Genomic DNA, 18,537 nt, shown 5'->3' with positions numbered 1-18,537 from the left:
GGCCACCCCGACGTCCGGCGCAGCGACCGCGAACGCTCCGGGCCCGCTCGCCCAGCAGCTGGCCCGCCCGGTGTTCACGCTCGCACAGGCCGGCCCGGGGGAGCACGTCGTCACCGTCCAGGTGACGCCGGACACGCTCGGCCCCGTCACCGTCCGAGCGCACGTCACCGCGCACGGGATGCACGTCGAGCTCTTCGCCGCCTCCGACGCGGGGCGCGACGCGGTCCGGCAGGTCATGCCGGACCTCCGCCGCGACGCCGCCGGCTCCGGACTGTCGACCACGCTCGACCTGTCCTCGCAGAACCACCCGGACACCCGCTCCGGGCACGACGAACGGCCCGCCCAGACGGGTCCACGCGTCGACACCGGCCAGGAGGCGCGGCGCACCCCGCGCGCACCCGGCACCGCCCACACGCCCACCGTCCGCACCGTCGGACTCGACGTCCTCGCCTGAGCGACGACCGCCCGCACAGGCAGAACCGAAGGGAACGACCATGCCGATCGACGGCATCACCGGCACCGTGGACCAGGCCGCCCAGGCCGCGGCCCTCGCCGCGAACCAGACCAGCTCGCGTTCGCAGACGATGGACTCCGAGGTGTTCATGAAGCTCCTCGTCACGCAGCTGCAGAACCAGGACCCGTCCTCGCCGATGGACACGAACCAGATGATCAGCCAGCAGACGCAGCTCGCGATGATGGAGCAGATCACCAACCAGACCACGACGGCGAACGAGAACTTCTCGCTGCAGATGCGGATCGCCGCCGCCAACCTCGTCGGGAAGCAGGTCAGCTACACCGACGCCACGTCCGGCACCTCGATCACGGGGACGGCGACCGCGGTGTCGTACGCCCAGAGCGTGCCGACCGTGACGGTGAACGGGAAGGAGGTCAACCTCGACGTGATCTCCGGCATCAAGACGACCTCCTGACCCCCTCTCCTTCTTCTTCTTCTTCGGTACCTCCACGAAAGGACGCACCATGCTCCGCTCGCTCTACTCCGGGATCTCCGGCCTCCGTTCGCACCAGCAGATGCTGGACGTCACGGGCAACAACATCGCCAACGTCAACACCGTCGGCTTCAAGTCGTCGTCGACGGTCTTCCAGGACACCCTGTCGCAGATGACTCAAGGTGCCGGCGGACCGCAGACCGGCATCGGCGGCACGAACCCCGCCCAGATCGGCCTCGGCGTGCAGGTCGCCGGCGTCTCCACGAACTTCGCCCAGGGCTCCGCCCAGGCCACCGGCAAGGCCACCGACCTGATGATCTCCGGCGACGGGTTCTTCGTCACGCGCCTCGGCAACGACACCGTGTACAGCCGCGCCGGTGCGTTCGACTTCGACGCCGACGGCCGCCTCGTCAGCGCCGACGGGAAGATCGTGCAGGGCTACCCGGCCACGAACGGCGTCGTGAACGAGAACGGCGCCCTGTCGGACATCGTCCTGCCGCTCGACGCCGCCGCGCCCGCCGTCCGCACCTCCACCGCTGGTGTGACCGGCAACCTGCCGTCCGAGACCGCCGTGGGCGCGGTCATCACCCGCGACGCCACCGTCTACGACGCGTCCGGTGCGAAGCACACCATGTCGATCGCCTACGAGCGCACCGCTGCCGGCTGGGACGTCACCGCGACCGACGGCCAGGGCACCCAGGCGACGACGTCGCTCACGTTCGGGACCGACGGCAAGCTCACGGCCGGTGGCACGCTCGCCGTCGGGGGCATCGCCGTCGACATGCGGCAGCTCACGGGCTTCGCCTCGCTCAACACCGCGTCGATCTCGTCGCAGAACGGCCACGAGGCCGGGTCGCTCCAGGGCTACTCGATCTCGAAGGACGGCACGGTCGTCGGGACGTTCTCGAACGGTGCGTCGCTAGCCATCGGTCGGATCGCCCTCGCGACGTTCGCGAACCCGGCCGGCCTCGAGAAGACCGGGGCGTCGGGCTACCGCGCCACGGCCAACTCCGGCAACGCCACGGTCGGCGCCCCGGGGTCGCCCGGTGTCGGGCAGCTCGCGTCGGGCACGCTCGAGATGTCGAACGTCGACCTGTCGCAGGAGTTCACGAACCTCATCGTGGCGCAGCGCGGGTTCCAGGCGAACGCGCGCATCATCACGACCTCGGACGAGGTGCTGCAGGAGCTGACGAACCTGAAGCGGTAGCGCGGGGGCGCGGCGCGGCCGCGGCGGCGCCCCGCGGTGCGGGGTGCTTGCGCACAACGGAAGGCACCGCGAACCACGGGGAACCGCGGTTCGCGGTGCCTTCCGTCGTGCGCTGGTCAGGCACGTCGGACGCCCGGGTGCGTTCGCATGTGCGGGCCGTACGGTGGGACCACGCGGTCCCCGACCGCTGGAGCAGCGCACGACCGGCCACTTCTGATCACCGAATCTGGAGTGACCCCTTGGGTGTCGACCGCGAACGACGACTGCTCGACACGATCATCGAACTGGTCGGCGGCGCCACCGGTCCACGTGACCTCGCGGGCCGCCTGCAGCTCCTCGTGGACGAGTCGGCGGCGTTGTTCGACGTGCAGGCCGCCGGGCTGATGCTGTTCGGGTCGGACGACCGGTTGCACATCGCCGCCTCGGTGGGGCACCACAGCGGACTGCTCGAGCTCCTGCAGCTCGAGGTCGGCGACGGACCCTGCCTCGAAGCCACCCGGACGGGGACCGTGGTCTCGATCCCCGACGTCCTGGACGCCGAGTCTCGATGGCCGCACTTCTCCCGGGCCGCTGCGGACGCCGGGTACCGCGCCGTCCACTCGATCCCACTGCGGCTCCGGGCGACGGTCATCGGGTCGCTCAACCTGTTCGGTGAGTCCACGGGCGCGTTCAACGAGGACGACCTCGTCGCCGCGCGGGCACTGGCGGACATCGCCGCGATCTCGGTCGTGCAGCAGCGGACCATCGACGACGCCGTGACGACACAGGCGCAGCTGCAGGCGGCCCTCGAGAGCCGGACGGTCATCGAGCAGGCGAAGGGGTGGCTCGCCAACCGGAACGGCGTGGACCCGGCGACCGCGTTCTCGCTGCTGCGCGACCACGCGCGGCGGAACCGGCTCCCGGCCACCGAGGTCGCGCTGGCCGTCCTCGCCGGACGGACCGTCCTCGGTCAGCCGACGGAGCCGACGGAGCCGCCGGACCCGACGGACCCGCCGGACCCGACGGACCCGAAGGACCCCCGCACCCGTCGCCGCGGGTAGCGTCAGCGGCGCCCGACGTCACCGGACCATGTCGTCGATCGTCCGCATCGCCGTCGCGAAGATCGTCAGCACCGGGTTCACCCCGCCGTTCGTGACGTGCACCGACCCGTCGGCGACGCGCAGGTTGTCGTGTCCCCACACCCGGCCGAACGGATCGACGACCGACGTGCGCGGGTCGTCGCCCATGCGGAGGGTCCCGGCCTGGTGCTGGCCACCACTCGTCCCGGTCAGCTCCCCGTGCATCTCGGCGACCCGCGTCGCACCCGCGGCCCGGAGCCAGTCTCCGCTCCGCGCACTGGTGTGGTCGCGGGCACGGGTGTCCTCCGGGTGCGGACCACCGCTGAACCGTGCGACGGGGACGCCCCACCGGTCGGTGACGGCGGGGTCGACCCGGACGCGGGAGTCGGCGGACGTGACCTCCTGGATCGGCCCCATCAGTCGCATGCTCCGGCGGGCGAGGTCGCGCATCCCGTGCTTGCTGTCGATGCCCGCACGGGGGAGGAGCCCGAACCCGGTGAGGTACGCGTAGGTGTTCGACGGCGTCGCGACGAACTCGTCCGCGATGATTCCGCCGCCGATCTGCCCGGGGACGCCGTGCCGGAAGTCGGTCGTGGCGATGGAGGGCCCGGGCCCGAGGCCGTCCTCGACGACGTCGTCGAAGATGCCCATCGCGCCGCCGTACCGGTGCCCCTGCAGGTGTCGTCCGACCTGGTCCTGGCCGTTGCCGAGCCCGTTCGGTTCCTGCTCGCTGCGGCTGTTGAGGAGGAGCCGGGCGGACTCCACCGCTCCCGCCGCGACGACCACCTCCGCCGCGTCGACGTCCGAACGCCAGTCGACGCCGTCGACCGTCCCGACGAGCGTGACCCCGACGACGCGGCCGGACCGGTCCGTCCGGATCCGCGCGGCCCGGGTCTCGAGGAGGACGGACGCGTTCCCGGTGGCGAAGGCCCGGGGGAGCATCGTGTTCTGGCTGCCGTTCTTCGCGTCGACCGGGCAGGCGAACCCGACGCACATCCCGCACTGCTCGCACGCTCCCCGCCCGAGGAAGGGGACCGAGTTGACGAGCAGCGGGACGTGCACCGTCGACCAGCCGAGCTCGGTCGCGGCCCGCGCCAGCCGCTCCCGCGCGGGTCCCGCCGCCATCGCCGGCATCGGCAGCGCCCGTGTGCGGGGACCCGCCCACGGACCGTCGCCGTCGCCGCTCACGCCGAGCTCCCACTCCGCCCGCTCGTACCAGGGCTCGAGGTCCGCGTAGCCGATCGGCCAGTCCGCCAGGGCACTGCCGTCCGGCACGCCGTGGTCGGTGGCCATCGTGAAGTCCCTCGGGGCGAACCGCCACGCCTGCGCACCGTAGACCCTCGTGCCACCGCCCGCCGTGAAGGCGTTGTTGTGCCAGTCCCAGTCGGACGGCCGGGCGACCCGGTCTCCCTCGGGCGAGGCGATCACGCGCGGGTTGCCGAGGTCGACGGGACCGGACCGCGGTGCGAGCCCCCACGTCGACCGGGGATTGCGGATGTGGTCCTGCGCGAGGTCGGCGGTGCCCGGCCAGGCCCCGGCCTCGACCACGAGGACGCGGCGCCCGGACTCGGCGAGCCCGCACGCCGCGACACCCCCACCGGCACCCGAACCGATGACGATCGCGTCGTACCGCTCGGCCAACTCCGACGGGCGCACCACCACCGGCTGCGCGGTGGGCACCGGCACCGGGACGCTCCACCCCGCCGGCGGCCCGGGCTGCCAGCCGACCATCTCCCACGAGCGTTCGCCGGCGTTGCCGCCGTTGCCCGCGTCGGCGTAGTAGCCGGCGGCGACGATCCCCGCGAACCACGCCCAGTCGGGGTCGTCGTCCTGGTCGTGGCCGTCCACGACCGCACGGACCCGGTCGAGCCAGTCCGGACGCTCGTCGAGGACCGACGCCAGGAACTCGAGCGCACCGGCCTCGGACGCCGACGGGTACTCGTCGGCGGGCACGACCCGGTCGACGAGGGACTGCAGTCGAGCGCGGTTGCGGCGGAGGAACAGCCGCTGCGTCGAATCGCCGCGACCGGTCATCGATGGTGCGTCACTGCCCATGCCCGCAACGCTAGACCGACAGGGTCACCCTGTCAGGACATCCCTCCCGACCGCCATCGGTCGTAGCGTCGGACGCAGCGGGCACACGACCACCCGCCGAGAGAGGACGAACCCATGCCGCAGGAGATCCTGCCGAAGCAGCCCACCGCCAAGAACCCGCCGGAGCAGTTCGCCGGCGACGTGTGGGTCGACCCGATCGTCACCCCGCAGGACGGCGACCAGCGCGCGACGCTCGCGCTCGTGAAGTTCGCCCCGGGTGCCCGCACCGCCTGGCACTCCCACGCCCGCGGCCAGTTCCTCCGCGTCACCCAGGGCGTGGCGCGCTTCGGGACCCGCGACGGGAAGGTCGTGACCGCGCGTCCCGGTGACACCGTGTACGTCTCACCGGGCGAGGAGCACTTCCACGCCTCCGCCGAGGGCACCTTCATGGAACACTTCGCGATGCTCGAGAGCGCCGACGACCCGTCGACCACGACCACCTGGCTCGAGCACGTCTCCGACGACGACCTCGCGGGCCGGTGACCCGATGACGAACTGGGACGAGGACACGATCGCCGCGATCGCCGCGAGCGACGACCTCCACGTCAGCCCGTTCCGGGGGGACGGCACGACGTACGGCACGCCGACGTGGATCTGGTCCGTGGTCGTCGACGGCGGGCTGTACGCCCGCGCCTACAACGGTCGGCGCTCCCGGTGGTACCGGGCCGCCGTCGAGCAGGGTGCCGGCAGGATCCGCGCTGCCGGGACCGAGCACGAGGCCGCCTTCGAGGCCGTCGGCCCCGACCTGAACAGCCGCATCGACGCCGCCTACGAGGCGAAGTACGCCGGCAGCCCGTACCTGCCCCCGATGCTGCAGGACGGACCGACCTCGGCGACCGTCCGGATCAGTCCCCGTCCATGAGCACGAACCGCGACGACGTCAAGGACTTCCTCGTCAGTCGGCGCGCCCGCGTCCGCCCCGAGCAGGTCGGCCTGCCCGCAGGAGCGAACCGGCGGGTCGCGGGCCTCCGCCGTGGCGAGGTGGCGATGCTCGCCGACGTGAGCGTCGAGTACTACTCCCGGCTCGAGCGCGGCAGTCTCTCCGGGGTGTCCGAGAGCGTCCTGCACGCGATCGCCGGTGCGCTGCTCCTCGACGACGCCGAACGCGACCACCTGTTCGACCTCGCCCGTGCCGCGAACGCCTCGCCGGTGCGGGCCGCCCGCCGCCGGTCCACGACCCCGAAGACGCTGCGTCCCGGCCTGCAGTACGCGCTCGACGCCTTCACCGGGGGACCGGCGTTCATCCGCAACGACCGCCTCGACGTGCTCGGCGCGAACGCGCTCGGACGGGCCCTCTACGCCGACCTCTTCCGGAAGGCCGAGCGCCCGAACCTCGCACGCGCAGCCTTCCTCGACCGCGAGTGGTCGGACGCGTTCTACCCGGACTGGGACCTCGCCGCCGACCAGAGCGTGGCGATCCTCCGGGCAGCCGCGGGGCACGACCCGCACGACCGGGAGCTGCAGGACCTCGTCGGCGAGCTCTCCACGCGCAGCCCCGAGTTCCGGACGAAGTGGGGCGCGCACGACGTCCGCCGGCACGGCACCGGCGAGAAGCACTTCGTGCACCCGGTCGTCGGCGCGCTCGACCTGCTGTTCGAGGGCTCCCGCCTGATGAGCGATCCGGCGCTGAGCTTCCTGCTCTACACGGCCGAACCGGGCTCGCCGACGGCGGATGCGCTCCGCCTGCTCGGATCCCTCGACGCCACCGAGCGCCGGGACGCGGCGCACGCCGCCGACCCCGCTGCGGCGGACGGACGCGCGTGACGACGGCCCGCTGACACCGGGTCGCGACGCGACCACACAGCGGACGGGAGGCGCGGTGCCAGCCGGCACCGCGCCTCCCGTCCGTCAACGGTCGCGTCTCGATCCACCGGCCCGTCCGTCACGTGGTCCGGATTCGGGTGGCCGCGACCGCGGCGACGAGGATGACGGCTCCCGCGACGACGAAGCTGACCTGGGTGCCGGTCACGAAGTGCGCCCGGTCGGCGAGGAGGGCGCCGAACACGGCGATGGCCACGGCGCCGCCGACCTGGCGGAAGGTGTTGAACACGGCGCTCGCGGTCCCGGAGCGTTCCGCGGGGACGCTGGCGAGGACGACGGACGTCGCCGGCGGCATCGCGACCGATCCGCCCGCGCCGGTCAGGACCGCGCAGACGGCGACGGCGACCCACGAGTCGAACGGTGCGGACACGATCACCACGACGAGACCCAGGACCATCGTGGTGAGCCCGGCGACGACCGGGACGCGGGCGCCGAAGCGGTTGGCGAGGGTGCCGCTGACGACGTTGCCGACGATGCTGCACGCCGCGGACGGCAGGAACACGAGTCCGGCGAGCAGCGGCGACAGCCCGAGGTGCTGCTGCAGGTACAGGCTCAGCACGAAGACGCTGCCGAAGTTGCCGACCATGAACGCGAACCCGACTCCGAGCGCGATCCGCATGCCGCTCGACCGGAACAGGTCGAGCGGCATCATCGGAGAGCGACCCCGGGCCTGGACGACGAGGAACCCGACGAGCGACGCGGCGGAGACCACGAGTGCGGCGACGACGTCCCCGGTGCCGAAACCGTGCGCGCCGCCCTCGATGAGGCCGAAGACGAGTCCGGCGAGTGTGAGCAGCGCCAGCACCTGGCCGACTGGGTCGAACCGGCTCGGGCGACGGGGCGAGGGCGCCACTCGCACCAGCATGCCGAGCATGACGACGCACACCGGCAGGTTGATCGCGAACACGAGCCGCCAGTCGACCGTGGTCAGCGCGCCGCCGAGGACCGGCCCGACCGCTCCGGCCACGGCGCCGCCGACCGCCCAGATGCCGAGGGCGTGGGCGCGTTCGCGGGCGTCCGGGAACGCCTCGCGGACGAGCGCCATCGACGCCGGCAGCATGACCGCTGCCGCAGCGCCCTGGACGGCGCGCGCTCCGATCAGGGTGCCGAGCGTCGGAGCGATCGCGCAGGCGACGGAGGCGAGCAAGAACCCGGCGATGCCCCACCCGATGGCACGCTTCGCACCGATGCGGTCGGACAGGTTGCCAGCGATCAGCAGTAGGGACGCGAAGAGCAGCGTGTACGAGTCGATGACCCACTGCAGGCCCGAGGTGCTGCCGCCGAGCTCCCGGCCGATCGACGTCAGCGCGACGTTCACGATCAGGATGTCGAGCGTGATGAGGAAGAACCCGAGGGAGGCCAGGACGAGCGCGGCCCGGGGCGTCGAGGTGGTCACGGTCGAATGTTCGCGCGCCGGGCGGCCGGGTGGGATGCCCTGAGCGGGAACCCCGGGTGGCGGTGACGCGCCAGTGCATTAGTATCTGCGTGTGCACGTAGACAAGCAACCATGCGGACTCGATCCGGAGTCGGAGTACGTCGAGCTCGCGGTCGAGGTGTTCGCGATGCTCGCGGACGCGACCCGGGTGAAGATCATCCTCGCCCTGCGCAGCGCCGAGGAGATGTCCGTGAACCACCTGGCGGACGTCGTGGACAAGACTCCGGCAGCGGTCTCGCAACACCTCGCGAAGCTGCGGCTCGCCCGGATGGTCTCGACGCGGCGCGAGGGCACGACGGTGTTCTACCGGCTCACGGACGAGCACGCGTCCGAGCTCGTCATCGACGCGGTCAAGCAGGCGGAACACGTGGTCGGCGCCCCACCGCACCACCGCGGGGAGCCGGGACGGGCATGAGCGGCCACGACCACACGCACCCGCACGACCACGGGCACGACCATTCGCATCCGCACGGTGGGGTGCGGAGCTTCCTCCAGCACCTCTTCGTCCCGCACACGCACGACAGCGCCGACTCGATCGACGACGCGATGGAAGCCAGCGCCGCCGGCGTCCGCGCGCTGAAGACCAGCCTGTTCGTCCTGCTCGCCACGACGGTCCTGCAGGCCGTGATCGTCGCGTTCACCGGCTCGATCGCCCTGCTCGCGGACACCATCCACAACTTCGCGGACGCGCTGACCGCCGTGCCGCTGTGGATCGCGTTCGTCCTCGGTCGCCGCCTCGCGACCCGCCGGATGACCTACGGGTACGGTCGCGCCGAGGACCTCGCCGGCATGTTCATCGTCTTCGTCGTCGCGCTCTCCGCCGTCGTCGCGGGGTGGCAGGCGATCGACCGGTTCGTCCACCCGCGGCCGGTGGAGGCGCCCTGGCTGCTCGTCGCCGCCGGGCTCATCGGGTTCGCCGGCAACGAGATCGTGGCGATCTACCGCATCCGCGTCGGTCAGCGCATCGGTTCGGCGGCGCTCGTGGCCGACGGGGTGCACGCCCGGCTCGACGGCTTCACGTCCCTGTCGGTGGTCCTCGGTGCGGTCGGCGTGATGCTCGGATTCCCGCTCGCCGATCCGATCATCGGTCTGCTCATCTCGATCTCGATCCTGCTGCTGCTCTGGGGAACGGTGCGGTCGATCGGGGCGCGGCTCATGGACGCGGTCGATCCCGCGCTGGTCGGCCGGGCGGAACACGCGCTCGAGCACGCCGACGGAGTACTCGCCGTCCGTGACGTCCGGCTCCGCTGGACCGGGCACCGGCTCACGGGATCCGCGACGGTCGAGGTCGCGGCCACCGACCTGCACGCCGCCACGCACCTCGCGGAGCACGCCGAGGAGCACCTCCGCGACGCGATGCGCAACGTCGACCGGTTCACAGTGACCCCCGCGGTGGCCACCAGCACCGGCGACCACACGCACTGACCGGCGCACGGTCGGACGGGAGGCGCGGTGCGGGCCCGCACCGCGCCTCCTGTCCGACGCGGAGCGGCGCCTACCCCTTCCAGACGGACTCGGCCCCGGCGTGGCCGATGACGACGACCTCGACGATCGAGACGACGGCGACCACCACGAGCAGCACCGGCCCGATGATCCCGACGGCCCGCACCGCGCCGCGGTTCGTCACCCGGGCGGTGCCGAACCGGTGCCAGGCCCACCAGAGCGCCAGGAGCGCGAAGACCGCGATCGACCAGGGGAGCATCCCGTCGGCGAGCTCGGTGTGCCGTTCGAGCAAGGCGGTCTCCCGCTCGTGGTGCTCCAGCCATTCGCCGGAAGACGTCGCGAGCGGCACGGACACCAGTGCGACGAGCCCGATGATCGGCGCACTGACCGCGAGCCATCGCCGTGCTCTCGGCCACATGGCGACGGCGATCGCGGTGAGGGCCGCGACCGGGACGGCAACGGAGGTGAGGTGGACGAAGAGGGGGTGGAGCGGTATCCCGCCGAACTGCCAGTCCATGTCGGCCTTCCACATCGTGCGCCGATCGACACCGGCGCTGTGGCTCCAGCCAAGCGGTTCCGGGCGCCGGCATCGTTCGAAACCTCACACGAACGGAAGCGCCCGGACCTGGTTCGCTGGGGACATGACCACCACGGCGACGTTCGTCATCGGATCGCTCCTCGGGACGAGCGGGGTGGTGTGACGTGGCGAACATCCTGGTGGTCGAGGACGACCCCGAGATGGGTGCGCTCGTCGAACGCGGGCTCGTCGGCGAGGGGCACGCCGTGACCGTCGTGTCCGACGGCGTCGCCGCGCTCGTCCAGGCCCGCGCGCAGTCCTTCGACGCGGCCGCGATCGACGTCATGCTCCCGGAGATGTCCGGGTTCGAGGTCTGCCGTCGGCTGCGCGAGATGGGCGAGGACTTCCCGGTCGTGCTCGTCACGGCGCGCGACGCGGTGGACGACCGGGTCTTCGGGCTCGACTCCGGAGCCGACGACTACCTCACGAAGCCGTTCGCGATCGCCGAGCTCAACGCCCGCATCCGAGCCCACCTGCGCCGTCGCGCGGCGGGGACCGCGACGGTCGTCGAGGCCGGCTCGGTCCGACTCGACACCGTCGCCGTCCGCGCCGCCGTGCGCGGGCGTGACCTGCCGCTGAGCGTCAAGGAGTTCTCGCTGCTGCGGTTCCTCATCCAGGGCTCGCCGGCACCGCGGACCCGCGCCGAGGTCCTCGAGGAGGTCTGGGGGAGCGCCGAGCACTTCGACCCGACGATCGTCGACCAGTACGTGAGCTACGTCCGCAAGAAGCTCCAGGCGGCGGATGCCGACGTCGCGATCCGCACCGTGCGCGGCGTCGGCTACGCGCTCGAGGTCGTGTCGACGGCATGAGGGTCCTCCGCCGCCTCTCGATCAGCGCGCGCATCACGCTCGGCAGCCTCGTCGTGGGCGCCGTGGTCCTCTCCGGGATCGCGGTCGTGCTGCACGTGCAGATCGAGCGGGCGACGATCGCGACCGACGAGTCCCTCGCCGCCGGGGACGCCGCGCCGTTCGTCTCCGACCTCCGTCACAACCCGGACGAGGCGCCGGACCGCCCCGCCGAGGACGTCCTGGTCGGGATCCGGACCGCTTCCGGCACCTGGCTCGTGGACTCGCTGCCGCGCGACGTCCGGGCAGCGCTGCCGTCCGGTGTCCCCGAGGACGAGGTCACGCTCCGTCTGCACACCGGGCACCGGCTCGTCACCGTCGTCGGGGTGCCGGTCACGAGCGACACCGGTTCCGCGGTGGTGTGGGCGGCCCACGACGGTCGTGCCGGGCAGGAGACACTCGAGCGCGTGGACCGCTCGCTCGTCGTCGGGACGGTCCTGGCGCTCGTGGCGTTCGCGGCGACGGCCTGGTTGCTCTCGACGCTGGCCCTCCGGCCCGTGGGGCGGATGCGGCGGACCGCGGAGGCGCTGAGCGCCGGCACCGCGGGCGGGCACCTGCCGGTCGGGACCTCGGACGACGAGCTCGCCGCCCTCGCCCGGACGCTCAACGCCTTCATCGACCGGCAGCGCGAGAACGCCGAGCGGGAGCGGCGGATGGTGTCCGACGCCAGTCACGAACTCCGGACACCGCTCGCCGCCCTGACCGCTCGGCTCGAGCTCGCACACCGCTCGTCGGGCGATGCGGAGGCGCTCGAACGGGAGCTGCGCGGCGCCGAAGGAGACGCTGCGCGGTTGGTGGCACTCGCGAACACGATGCTCGAGCTCAGCCGGCTCGACGAGGACGGTCCCGCGCCCTCGACCCCGGGGTCGGCGCTCGTGACGGAGCTGATGGGCTCGATCGACCGCGCGCGTGCACTCGGTGGCGCCGTCGACCGGGACATCGACTTCACCGCGGCGCTCGACGCCCCCGACGAGCGGTACGCCCTCGAGCCCGCCGCGTTCGCCCGGATCGTGGACAACCTGGTCGCGAACGCGATCGCCGCCGGGGACGACGGCGGCGTGATCCGGGTGACGCTCGCCCAGGACGCCTCGCACGCGCTCGAACTGAGCGTCGTCGACGACGGTCGCGGTGTCCCCGAGGACTTCCTGCCCCAGGCCTTCGAGCGGTTCGCCCGGGCGGACAGTGCGCGGCGCGCGGTGCTCGGTGGCAGCGGACTCGGTCTGGCGCTCGTCCGTGGGATCGCCGAGCGGGCCGGCGGGACGGCGTCGCTCGAGAACGGCGAGAACGGCGGGCACGGCGGCGCGATCGCGACCGTCCGGCTGCCCGCGATCTGACGCCGATCCGACGCCGGCGTCGATCACTCGAAGTCTCGAACGAAGGACACGTCCCGTTCCGGGTTCCTCCATAGCTCCGATGCCGATGCTGTGAGCCACCCGATCGCATGCTGGAGACGAACGAGCCGATGATCGACACCGCTCGCCCCACTGCTCGTCCCGTTCCGAGACCCATCGGAGACGACGAACCCCTCGAGGTCGCGGCCCGCCGCCGGCGCCGAGCCGGACGCCGCCGCAACGCCGTCACCGACCTGCTCGGGATCCTCGCCTGGGTCTCGGCAGCGGTGGCCGTCATGCTCTGGCTCGTGTCGCCCGGATCGCACACGGTCGACGGCATCGGCGGCTGGCTCACCGACGCCGGGATCGTCGCGGGACTCGTCGCGACCGACCTCGTGCTCGTCATGCTCGTGCTCGCCGCGCGCGTGCCGCTCATCGACCGGACCTTCGGCCAGGACAACGCCATCGCGGTGCACCGGTCGCTCGGGAAGCCCGTGCTGTACCTGCTGCTCGCGCACGGAGCGCTCCTGACCCTGGGGTACGGCGCCTCGGCGGGCACCGGGCCGATCGCCGAGACGATCGCGCTCTTCTCCACGCCGGACATGCCGCTGGCCTACCTCGCACTCGGACTCTTCGTCGCCGTGGTGGTGTCCTCGCTCGTCGCGGTCCGCCGTCGCCTGCCGTACGAGGCCTGGCACGTCATCCACCTCCTCAGCTACGCCGCGGTACTCGTCGCGCTGCCGCACATGCTCAGCGTCGGCAGTGTCCTCGCGCAGGGCACGTGGCAGCGGGTCTACTGGATCGCGCTCTACGTCCTGGCCCTCGGCCTGATCGCCCTGTACCGGTTCGCGCTGCCCCTCGTCGTGACGCTCCGCCACCGCATCCGTGTCGTCGGCGTCGAGCCCATCGCACCGGGCGTCGTGTCGATCCACCTCGCCGGACGAGACCTCGACCGCCTCGGGACCGAGGGCGGACAGTACGGGGTGTGGCGCTTCTGGACCGCCCGCACCTGGTGGCACGCCCACCCGGTGTCGTTCTCCGCCGTCCCCGGCCGCGATCGTGCCCGGATCACGGTGCGCGACCTCGGCGCCGGCTCCGCGCGACTCGGTCGGATCACCCCGGGTGCGTTCGTCTCCCTCGAGGGCCCCTACGGCCTGTTCACCAGCCGGGCTCGGACCGCCCCGTACCTCGCCCTCGTCGCCTCCGGCATCGGGATCACCCCCGTGCGGTCGTTGCTCGAGGACACCGACCTCCGTCCGGGTGAGGCTACCGTGCTGCTCCGCGGGGCCGACGCCGACCAGCAGTACCTCTGGCACGAGACCGCCGACCTCGCCGAGGTGACGGGCAGCCGGCTCTACACGATGGTCGGCCACCGATCCCGCTCCCGCGAGACCTGGATGACCGAGGGGGACGTCCGGCGCGGGGTCTCCCTCCGGTCGGTGTTCCCGAACCTGCTCCAGTCGGACCTGTACGTGTGCGGGCCGCGGGCGTGGTCCGACCTGGTCGTCCGCGAAGCCCGAACGGCCGGTGTCCCGGAGCACCAGATCCACCAGGAACGGTTCGAGTCATGAGAGCACGCATCATCGCCGGCGGGGTCGTCTCCTCGATCGCGGTCCTGGTCATCGGGTGGCAGCTCGGCGGCCAGCCCGCGGTCACCGCACCAGCACAGCAGAGCACGACGTCCGGTGCCGGCACCACCGGCAGCAGCACCGGCACCGGCACCACCGGCGGGTCCTCCGCCACCGGCACCTTCGCCGGCGACACGACGCAGACCCGGTACGGCCCGGTGCAGGTCCAGATCACCGTCGCGAACGGGACGATCACCGACGTCACCGCGCTGCAGCTCACGAACAGCGACGGGCGGTCGGTGCAGATCAGTCAGCAGGCGGCCCCGATCCTCCGCCAGGAGGCGCTGCAGGCGCAGTCCGCGCAGGTCCAGTCCGTCAGCGGCGCGACCTTCACCAGTGAGGGCTACACGACGTCCCTCCAGTCCGCGATCGACAAGGCCGGACTGTGAGCGGCGTCACCACCTTCGAGACGATGGGCACCGTCGTGAGCCTCCGGGGAGCCACCCCGGAGGCCGCATCCGAGGTGCGCGCCGTCTTCGCCGGCTACGACCACCGCTACAGCCTGTACGACCCGTCGTCGGTCCTCAGCCGCGTCGCCGACGGTTCGGTCCGGCTCGCGGACACCCCGTCCGAGGTGCGTGACGTCTACGCGCTCGCGCTCGACTGGCGGGAGCGCACCGGGGGAGCGTTCACCCCGCACCGCCCGGACGGCGTGATCGACCTCTCCGGCGTCGTGAAGGCGCTCGCGATCCGCGACGCCGGAGCCGTCCTCGACGCCGCGAGTGACGGCGGCGGCGACTGGATGGTCAGCGCCGGCGGCGACGTGCTCGTCCGCGGCCACCACCGCGCCGACGGCCCCTGGAGCGTCGGCGTCGTCGACCCGACGCACCGGGACACCGTCGTCGGCGTCGTCCGGCTCGAGGCACCTCGTCGTGCGGTCGCGACCTCCGGCACCGCCGAGCGCGGCGAGCACATCTGGCGCCGGGCGACCCCGACGTTCGTCCAGGCGACGGTCATCGCCGACGACATCGTCACGGCGGACGTCCTCGCGACCGCGGTCGTCGCCGGCGACGAGGACGACCTCCGGCGGCTCACGAGCGACGCCGACGTCGACGTGCTCGCGTTCGCCGCCGACGGCACGGTCTGGGCCACCCCCGGCGCCAGGTCGGCCGTACGCACCGAGGACGGGGCGACGTCCGCCGCGACCTGACGCGTCGAGGTGGCGGCTGCGGTCGATCGTCGCCACACGAGCACGGAACGACAGGACGACCGCCTCGTCCGTGACCACGTGCGGACGGGAGGCGCGGTGCGGGCCCGCACCGCGCCTCCCGTCCCTCCGCGGTGCGTCGAGGGCCGCACGTCCCCCGTCAGCCGGGTGTCGCGAAGTGCTCGCCCGCATCGGGACCGGCCGATTCGTCGACCGGTCCGCCGATGCCCTCGACGAGCCGGATCGTCACCTCGACCAGGTCGGCTGGGGCGCCCGTCCGCTCGTCGACCAGGTCGCGGATGCGCTCGCCCACCTCACGGACCGTCTCCGGTGCCGGACGTGCGTCGTCGACGGCGATCCCCGCCCCGATCCGGAGCGCCGAGCCGTCGCGGTGCACGTCGACGAGCACGTCGGGCTCCTGCAGCGCGAAGGTCGACGCGACGGCCTCCGCGGCCGCGTGCACGATCGGCCTCGTCGGGTACACGCCCGTGACGCCGGGGACGCTCCGGATCCGGTCGGTGAGGGCTCGGGACAGCGCTTCGTCGCTCACGTCGGACTCCTACGGCAGGTAGACGTCGTCGAACACCACGTCGACGGACGCAACGGTCAGGGTGGTGTGGCGTGCGAGCGCCGCGGCGATCCGCACCCGGAGGCGGTCGGCGGTCTCGTCCGCGGGCGCCCCGTAGACGAGTCCGGCGGTCACGCGCACGTGGACGGGGGCCCCGGGGTCGCCGAGTTCACCGTCGAGTGTGCAGCTGCCCATCACGACCCCGCCCATCGTGTCGCCGGTCCGCCGGACCAGTCCACGGACGGCGGCCTCGGTCATGGACAGGCGGAGTCGGGGATCGGGGTGGGGGACGGGCACGTCACGACCGGGGCGGACCTCGGAGCGGATCGTCGCGAGCAACCGGTCGACCCAGTCGGTCTCGCGGTCCGGTTCGGCGTCGGCCCGGTGCTGCAGGGCGCCGAGGGAGAGTTCGCGCAGCCGCTCCATGTTCGACAGGGCGAGGCGGCACGAGGCAGAGCCCTCGATGGCGGGGTCGCGTGGTGACCGGCCACGATCGAGGTACTCCGCGAGCTCCTCCATCGTGTGGCCGTCGAGGTCGTCCTCGGGCACGGGGACATCGTCGATGTCGCTCATCGCCATGCCTCCATCTCCACGGTCAGGAACCGACGGGCACGAGCGAGCAGCCCACGCACCGTCGACACCGGCAGCTCGAGTTCGTCGGCGATCTGCTGGTAGCTGTAGCCGACCGTCTCACGCAGGAGCCAGCACCGCCGCTGGTCTGCGGGGAGGCGGTCGAGCGCGGTCCACATCGCGTCGAGCTGCATCCGCGTCTCGACGATACGCTCCGGCTGCCGAGCGACCTCGGCCGGGTGCTGCACGGTGTCGACGTCGTCGTGGTGTCGTCGTCGGCGGAGCCGGTCGAGCGCCTTCCGGGTGACGATCTGCATCACCCACGGACGGAACCGGGCCGGGTCGTTGAGGTCGGACAGTCGACGCCAGCCGGTCAGGAAGGAGTCCTGCACGACGTCGTCCGACTCGACGTTCGAACCGAGCATCTGCTCGGCGTAGAGGCGCATCACCGGGCCGTGGCGCCGGGCGAGGACCTCGAACGCGCGCACGTCGCCCTCGACGGCACGGACCACGAGGGTGGCGTCCTCCGCACGCAGGAGGGGATCGTCGTGGTCCATCCCCGCCTTCCGGTCGTCGTCCACGGTCGCCGTCCGGCCGTGGTCCGTCCACCCTGCACCGGCCGGCGGCGAAACGCCCGGGCGGACCGGAGGCCGACCGTTTCGTGACGGAACCGGGTGTCGCGTCGTCTTCTCCGCGGAATGATCGACGACAGCAACGCCACGTACCCCGCCGAACCGGTCCCGAGCGGCACCGGGTCCGACCGGCTTCCCCGCGTCCCGTGCCTCAGCGTCTTCGACCGGTGGCGTTGCGGACTCGCCGACGGGCACGCGGGACACCACGAGTCGGTTGTCGGGGGTTCGGTCACGCGGTGGAACGAGGGGATCACCGGGCGCCGACTGCAGGACCTGTAGCCGCTACTCCCGTCGCCGGCGCTCCGCACGCTCGAGCCCGTGCGGCCCCGGGATCGCGCGGGAACGGGACAGCCCGCGCGACGCTGCGGCCGCTTTGCGCGCCAGGTGCCGCCGCGGTCGTCGGCGGGGGACAAGAACCCCGTCGTTCGACCCCGTTCCTGGGACATCGCTGAACAGCACGAGCCGGGTGTGACTTCCGTCTGGTGGGCCCCGTCTCATCCGTGAACAGCAACCGCTGGGATCGCCCGGCGGGTCTACGGAAGGAACGAACATGGCTGACACCACGACCACCACGACTGCTTCGGCTGCGACGGCTTCGGCGGTCGCTCGGAACACGGGCACCCACAGCGGCGGCGTCACGGGCAAGACCACGATCGATGACACCGTCGTGTCGAAGGTCGCCGGGATCGCTGCGCGTGAGGTGAACGGGGTGCACTCCCTCGGCAACGGTGCCGCGCGTGCGATCGGTGCGATCCGTGACGCGATCGGGCAGCGTGACTTCGGGCAGGGCGTCAAGGTCGAGGTCGGTGAGAAGCAGGTCGCGGCGGACATCGTGATCGTCGCGGAGTACCCCGTCGCCCTGCAGCAGGTCGCTGACGGTGTCCGCGCCGGTGTCGCTCGTGCGCTGGAGCAGATCGTGGGCATGGAGGTCGCCGAGGTGAACGTGACCGTGCAGGACGTGTTCATCCCGGGTGACGACGACGACAAGGACGACGAGAAGAAGGAAGCGCGAGTCGCATGAGCAACACACTGATCGGAGCCCTCATCGGGGCGATCCTCGCCGTCGTGGCGCTGCAGTTCGGGTTCTGGGGCTTCGTGCTCGTGGTCGTGTTCGGCGCCGTCGGGGCCCTCGTGGCCGCCCTCGTCACCGGCCGCATCGACCGGGGTGCCCTCGCCGACGTGCTGACCGGACGCCGGAGCTCCCGGTGAACGCCGGCCCGGACGTCCCGGGCCG

The 18,537-nt window shown here is 72.4% G+C and carries 22 protein-coding genes; 16 read left to right on the top strand and 6 right to left on the bottom strand.

Features of this window, described 5'->3' with window-relative positions:
* From HWD93_RS16985 to HWD93_RS16970, 4 genes are all read left to right on the top strand, one after another.
* Window positions 1-454 (top strand): flagellar hook-length control protein FliK (locus HWD93_RS16985; protein ID WP_261647454.1); only part of this gene is annotated, 454 nt, incomplete at its 5' end.
* 40 nt (window positions 455-494) lie between these two features.
* Complete coding sequence (locus HWD93_RS16980) at window positions 495-929, top strand: flagellar hook assembly protein FlgD (protein WP_092387374.1); 435 nt, start codon at window positions 495-497, stop codon at window positions 927-929.
* Window positions 930-978: 49 nt separating this feature from the next.
* Complete coding sequence (locus HWD93_RS16975; protein ID WP_070418840.1) at window positions 979-2,154, top strand: flagellar hook protein FlgE; 1,176 nt, start codon at window positions 979-981, stop codon at window positions 2,152-2,154.
* Between the two features lie 239 nt (window positions 2,155-2,393).
* Window positions 2,394-3,194, top strand: a complete 801-nt coding sequence (locus HWD93_RS16970) for a GAF and ANTAR domain-containing protein (protein WP_261647453.1) — start codon at window positions 2,394-2,396, stop codon at window positions 3,192-3,194.
* 18 nt (window positions 3,195-3,212) lie between these two features.
* On the opposite strand, the gene HWD93_RS16965 is transcribed toward HWD93_RS16970, so the two are convergent.
* On the bottom strand, window positions 3,213-5,267 hold the full coding sequence (locus HWD93_RS16965; protein ID WP_261647452.1) for a GMC oxidoreductase: 2,055 nt from the start codon (window positions 5,265-5,267) through the stop codon (window positions 3,213-3,215).
* Window positions 5,268-5,381: 114 nt separating this feature from the next.
* Between HWD93_RS16965 and HWD93_RS16960 the strand changes: the two genes are divergently transcribed.
* From HWD93_RS16960 to HWD93_RS16950, 3 genes are read left to right on the top strand one after another with little or no spacing between them, the layout of a single operon-like run.
* Window positions 5,382-5,789, top strand: coding sequence for a cupin domain-containing protein (locus HWD93_RS16960; RefSeq protein WP_071303198.1), 408 nt, complete (start codon window positions 5,382-5,384; stop codon window positions 5,787-5,789).
* A gap of 4 nt (window positions 5,790-5,793) precedes the next feature.
* Window positions 5,794-6,168 (top strand): DUF2255 family protein, encoded by a 375-nt coding sequence (locus tag HWD93_RS16955; RefSeq protein ID WP_261647451.1) that lies wholly within the window; start codon window positions 5,794-5,796, stop codon window positions 6,166-6,168.
* Window positions 6,165-7,070, top strand: a complete 906-nt coding sequence (locus tag HWD93_RS16950; RefSeq protein ID WP_261647450.1) for a helix-turn-helix transcriptional regulator — start codon at window positions 6,165-6,167, stop codon at window positions 7,068-7,070. The genes HWD93_RS16955 and HWD93_RS16950 overlap by 4 nt, the downstream gene beginning before the upstream one ends.
* A gap of 118 nt (window positions 7,071-7,188) precedes the next feature.
* Here HWD93_RS16950 and HWD93_RS16945 read toward each other — a convergent pair whose 3' ends face one another.
* On the bottom strand, window positions 7,189-8,523 hold the full coding sequence (locus HWD93_RS16945; protein ID WP_261647449.1) for an MFS transporter: 1,335 nt from the start codon (window positions 8,521-8,523) through the stop codon (window positions 7,189-7,191).
* A 91-nt stretch (window positions 8,524-8,614) separates the two neighbouring features.
* Here HWD93_RS16945 and HWD93_RS16940 point away from each other — a divergent pair, with 91 nt between their 5' ends.
* Together HWD93_RS16940 and HWD93_RS16935 are read left to right on the top strand one after the other, a co-directional pair.
* Window positions 8,615-8,977: a metalloregulator ArsR/SmtB family transcription factor gene (locus HWD93_RS16940; protein ID WP_092387361.1), complete on the top strand. Its 363-nt coding sequence runs from the start codon at window positions 8,615-8,617 to the stop codon at window positions 8,975-8,977.
* Window positions 8,974-9,987: a cation diffusion facilitator family transporter gene (locus tag HWD93_RS16935; RefSeq protein WP_261647448.1), complete on the top strand. Its 1,014-nt coding sequence runs from the start codon at window positions 8,974-8,976 to the stop codon at window positions 9,985-9,987. The genes HWD93_RS16940 and HWD93_RS16935 overlap by 4 nt, the downstream gene beginning before the upstream one ends.
* A 70-nt stretch (window positions 9,988-10,057) precedes the next feature.
* On the opposite strand, the gene HWD93_RS16930 is transcribed toward HWD93_RS16935, so the two are convergent.
* Complete coding sequence (locus HWD93_RS16930; protein ID WP_261647447.1) at window positions 10,058-10,522, bottom strand: DUF2231 domain-containing protein; 465 nt, start codon at window positions 10,520-10,522, stop codon at window positions 10,058-10,060.
* A 185-nt stretch (window positions 10,523-10,707) separates the two neighbouring features.
* Here HWD93_RS16930 and HWD93_RS16925 point away from each other — a divergent pair, with 185 nt between their 5' ends.
* The 5 genes from HWD93_RS16925 to HWD93_RS16905 all read left to right on the top strand — a co-directional run bounded on the left by HWD93_RS16925 (window position 10,708) and on the right by HWD93_RS16905 (window position 15,536).
* Window positions 10,708-11,391: a response regulator transcription factor gene (locus tag HWD93_RS16925; protein ID WP_261647446.1), complete on the top strand. Its 684-nt coding sequence runs from the start codon at window positions 10,708-10,710 to the stop codon at window positions 11,389-11,391.
* Window positions 11,388-12,761 carry an ATP-binding protein gene (locus tag HWD93_RS16920; protein WP_261647445.1) on the top strand — a complete coding sequence of 458 codons (1,374 nt, stop codon included), beginning with the start codon at window positions 11,388-11,390 and terminating at the stop codon, window positions 12,759-12,761. The genes HWD93_RS16925 and HWD93_RS16920 overlap by 4 nt, the downstream gene beginning before the upstream one ends.
* A 107-nt stretch (window positions 12,762-12,868) precedes the next feature.
* Window positions 12,869-14,329 carry a ferredoxin reductase family protein gene (locus HWD93_RS16915; protein WP_261647444.1) on the top strand — a complete coding sequence of 487 codons (1,461 nt, stop codon included), beginning with the start codon at window positions 12,869-12,871 and terminating at the stop codon, window positions 14,327-14,329.
* Window positions 14,326-14,775: an FMN-binding protein gene (locus HWD93_RS16910; protein ID WP_261647443.1), complete on the top strand. Its 450-nt coding sequence runs from the start codon at window positions 14,326-14,328 to the stop codon at window positions 14,773-14,775. Before HWD93_RS16915 ends, HWD93_RS16910 begins: the two co-directional genes overlap by 4 nt.
* On the top strand, window positions 14,772-15,536 hold the full coding sequence (locus tag HWD93_RS16905) for an FAD:protein FMN transferase (protein ID WP_261647442.1): 765 nt from the start codon (window positions 14,772-14,774) through the stop codon (window positions 15,534-15,536). The genes HWD93_RS16910 and HWD93_RS16905 overlap by 4 nt, the downstream gene beginning before the upstream one ends.
* Before the next feature lie 157 nt (window positions 15,537-15,693).
* On the opposite strand, the gene HWD93_RS16900 is transcribed toward HWD93_RS16905, so the two are convergent.
* The 3 genes from HWD93_RS16900 to HWD93_RS16890 are packed head-to-tail and all read right to left on the bottom strand — an operon-like array spanning window position 15,694 to window position 17,252.
* A complete protein-coding gene (locus HWD93_RS16900; RefSeq protein WP_070418882.1) occupies window positions 15,694-16,083 on the bottom strand; it encodes a hypothetical protein in 390 nt (129 codons plus the stop codon).
* Between the two features lie 9 nt (window positions 16,084-16,092).
* Window positions 16,093-16,674 carry a hypothetical protein gene (locus tag HWD93_RS16895; protein WP_139219831.1) on the bottom strand — a complete coding sequence of 194 codons (582 nt, stop codon included), beginning with the start codon at window positions 16,672-16,674 and terminating at the stop codon, window positions 16,093-16,095.
* Window positions 16,671-17,252, bottom strand: a complete 582-nt coding sequence (locus HWD93_RS16890; RefSeq protein ID WP_261647441.1) for a sigma-70 family RNA polymerase sigma factor — start codon at window positions 17,250-17,252, stop codon at window positions 16,671-16,673. Before HWD93_RS16890 ends, HWD93_RS16895 begins: the two co-directional genes overlap by 4 nt.
* 601 nt (window positions 17,253-17,853) lie before the next feature.
* Between HWD93_RS16890 and HWD93_RS16885 the strand changes: the two genes are divergently transcribed.
* A complete protein-coding gene (locus HWD93_RS16885) occupies window positions 17,854-18,324 on the top strand; it encodes an Asp23/Gls24 family envelope stress response protein (protein WP_261647440.1) in 471 nt (156 codons plus the stop codon).
* The gene (locus HWD93_RS16880; RefSeq protein ID WP_070418041.1) at window positions 18,321-18,512 is read left to right on the top strand and encodes a DUF2273 domain-containing protein; all 192 of its coding nucleotides are present in this window, start codon (window positions 18,321-18,323) and stop codon (window positions 18,510-18,512) included. Before HWD93_RS16885 ends, HWD93_RS16880 begins: the two co-directional genes overlap by 4 nt.
* Window positions 18,513-18,537 lie beyond the last annotated feature (25 nt).

This window comes from Curtobacterium sp. C2H10, from assembly GCF_025407985.1.
Taxonomy (GTDB): Bacteria; Actinomycetota; Actinomycetes; order Actinomycetales; family Microbacteriaceae; genus Curtobacterium.
Note: the sequence above shows the minus strand (reverse complement) of the source record. Positions and strands in the feature narration are given on the sequence as shown.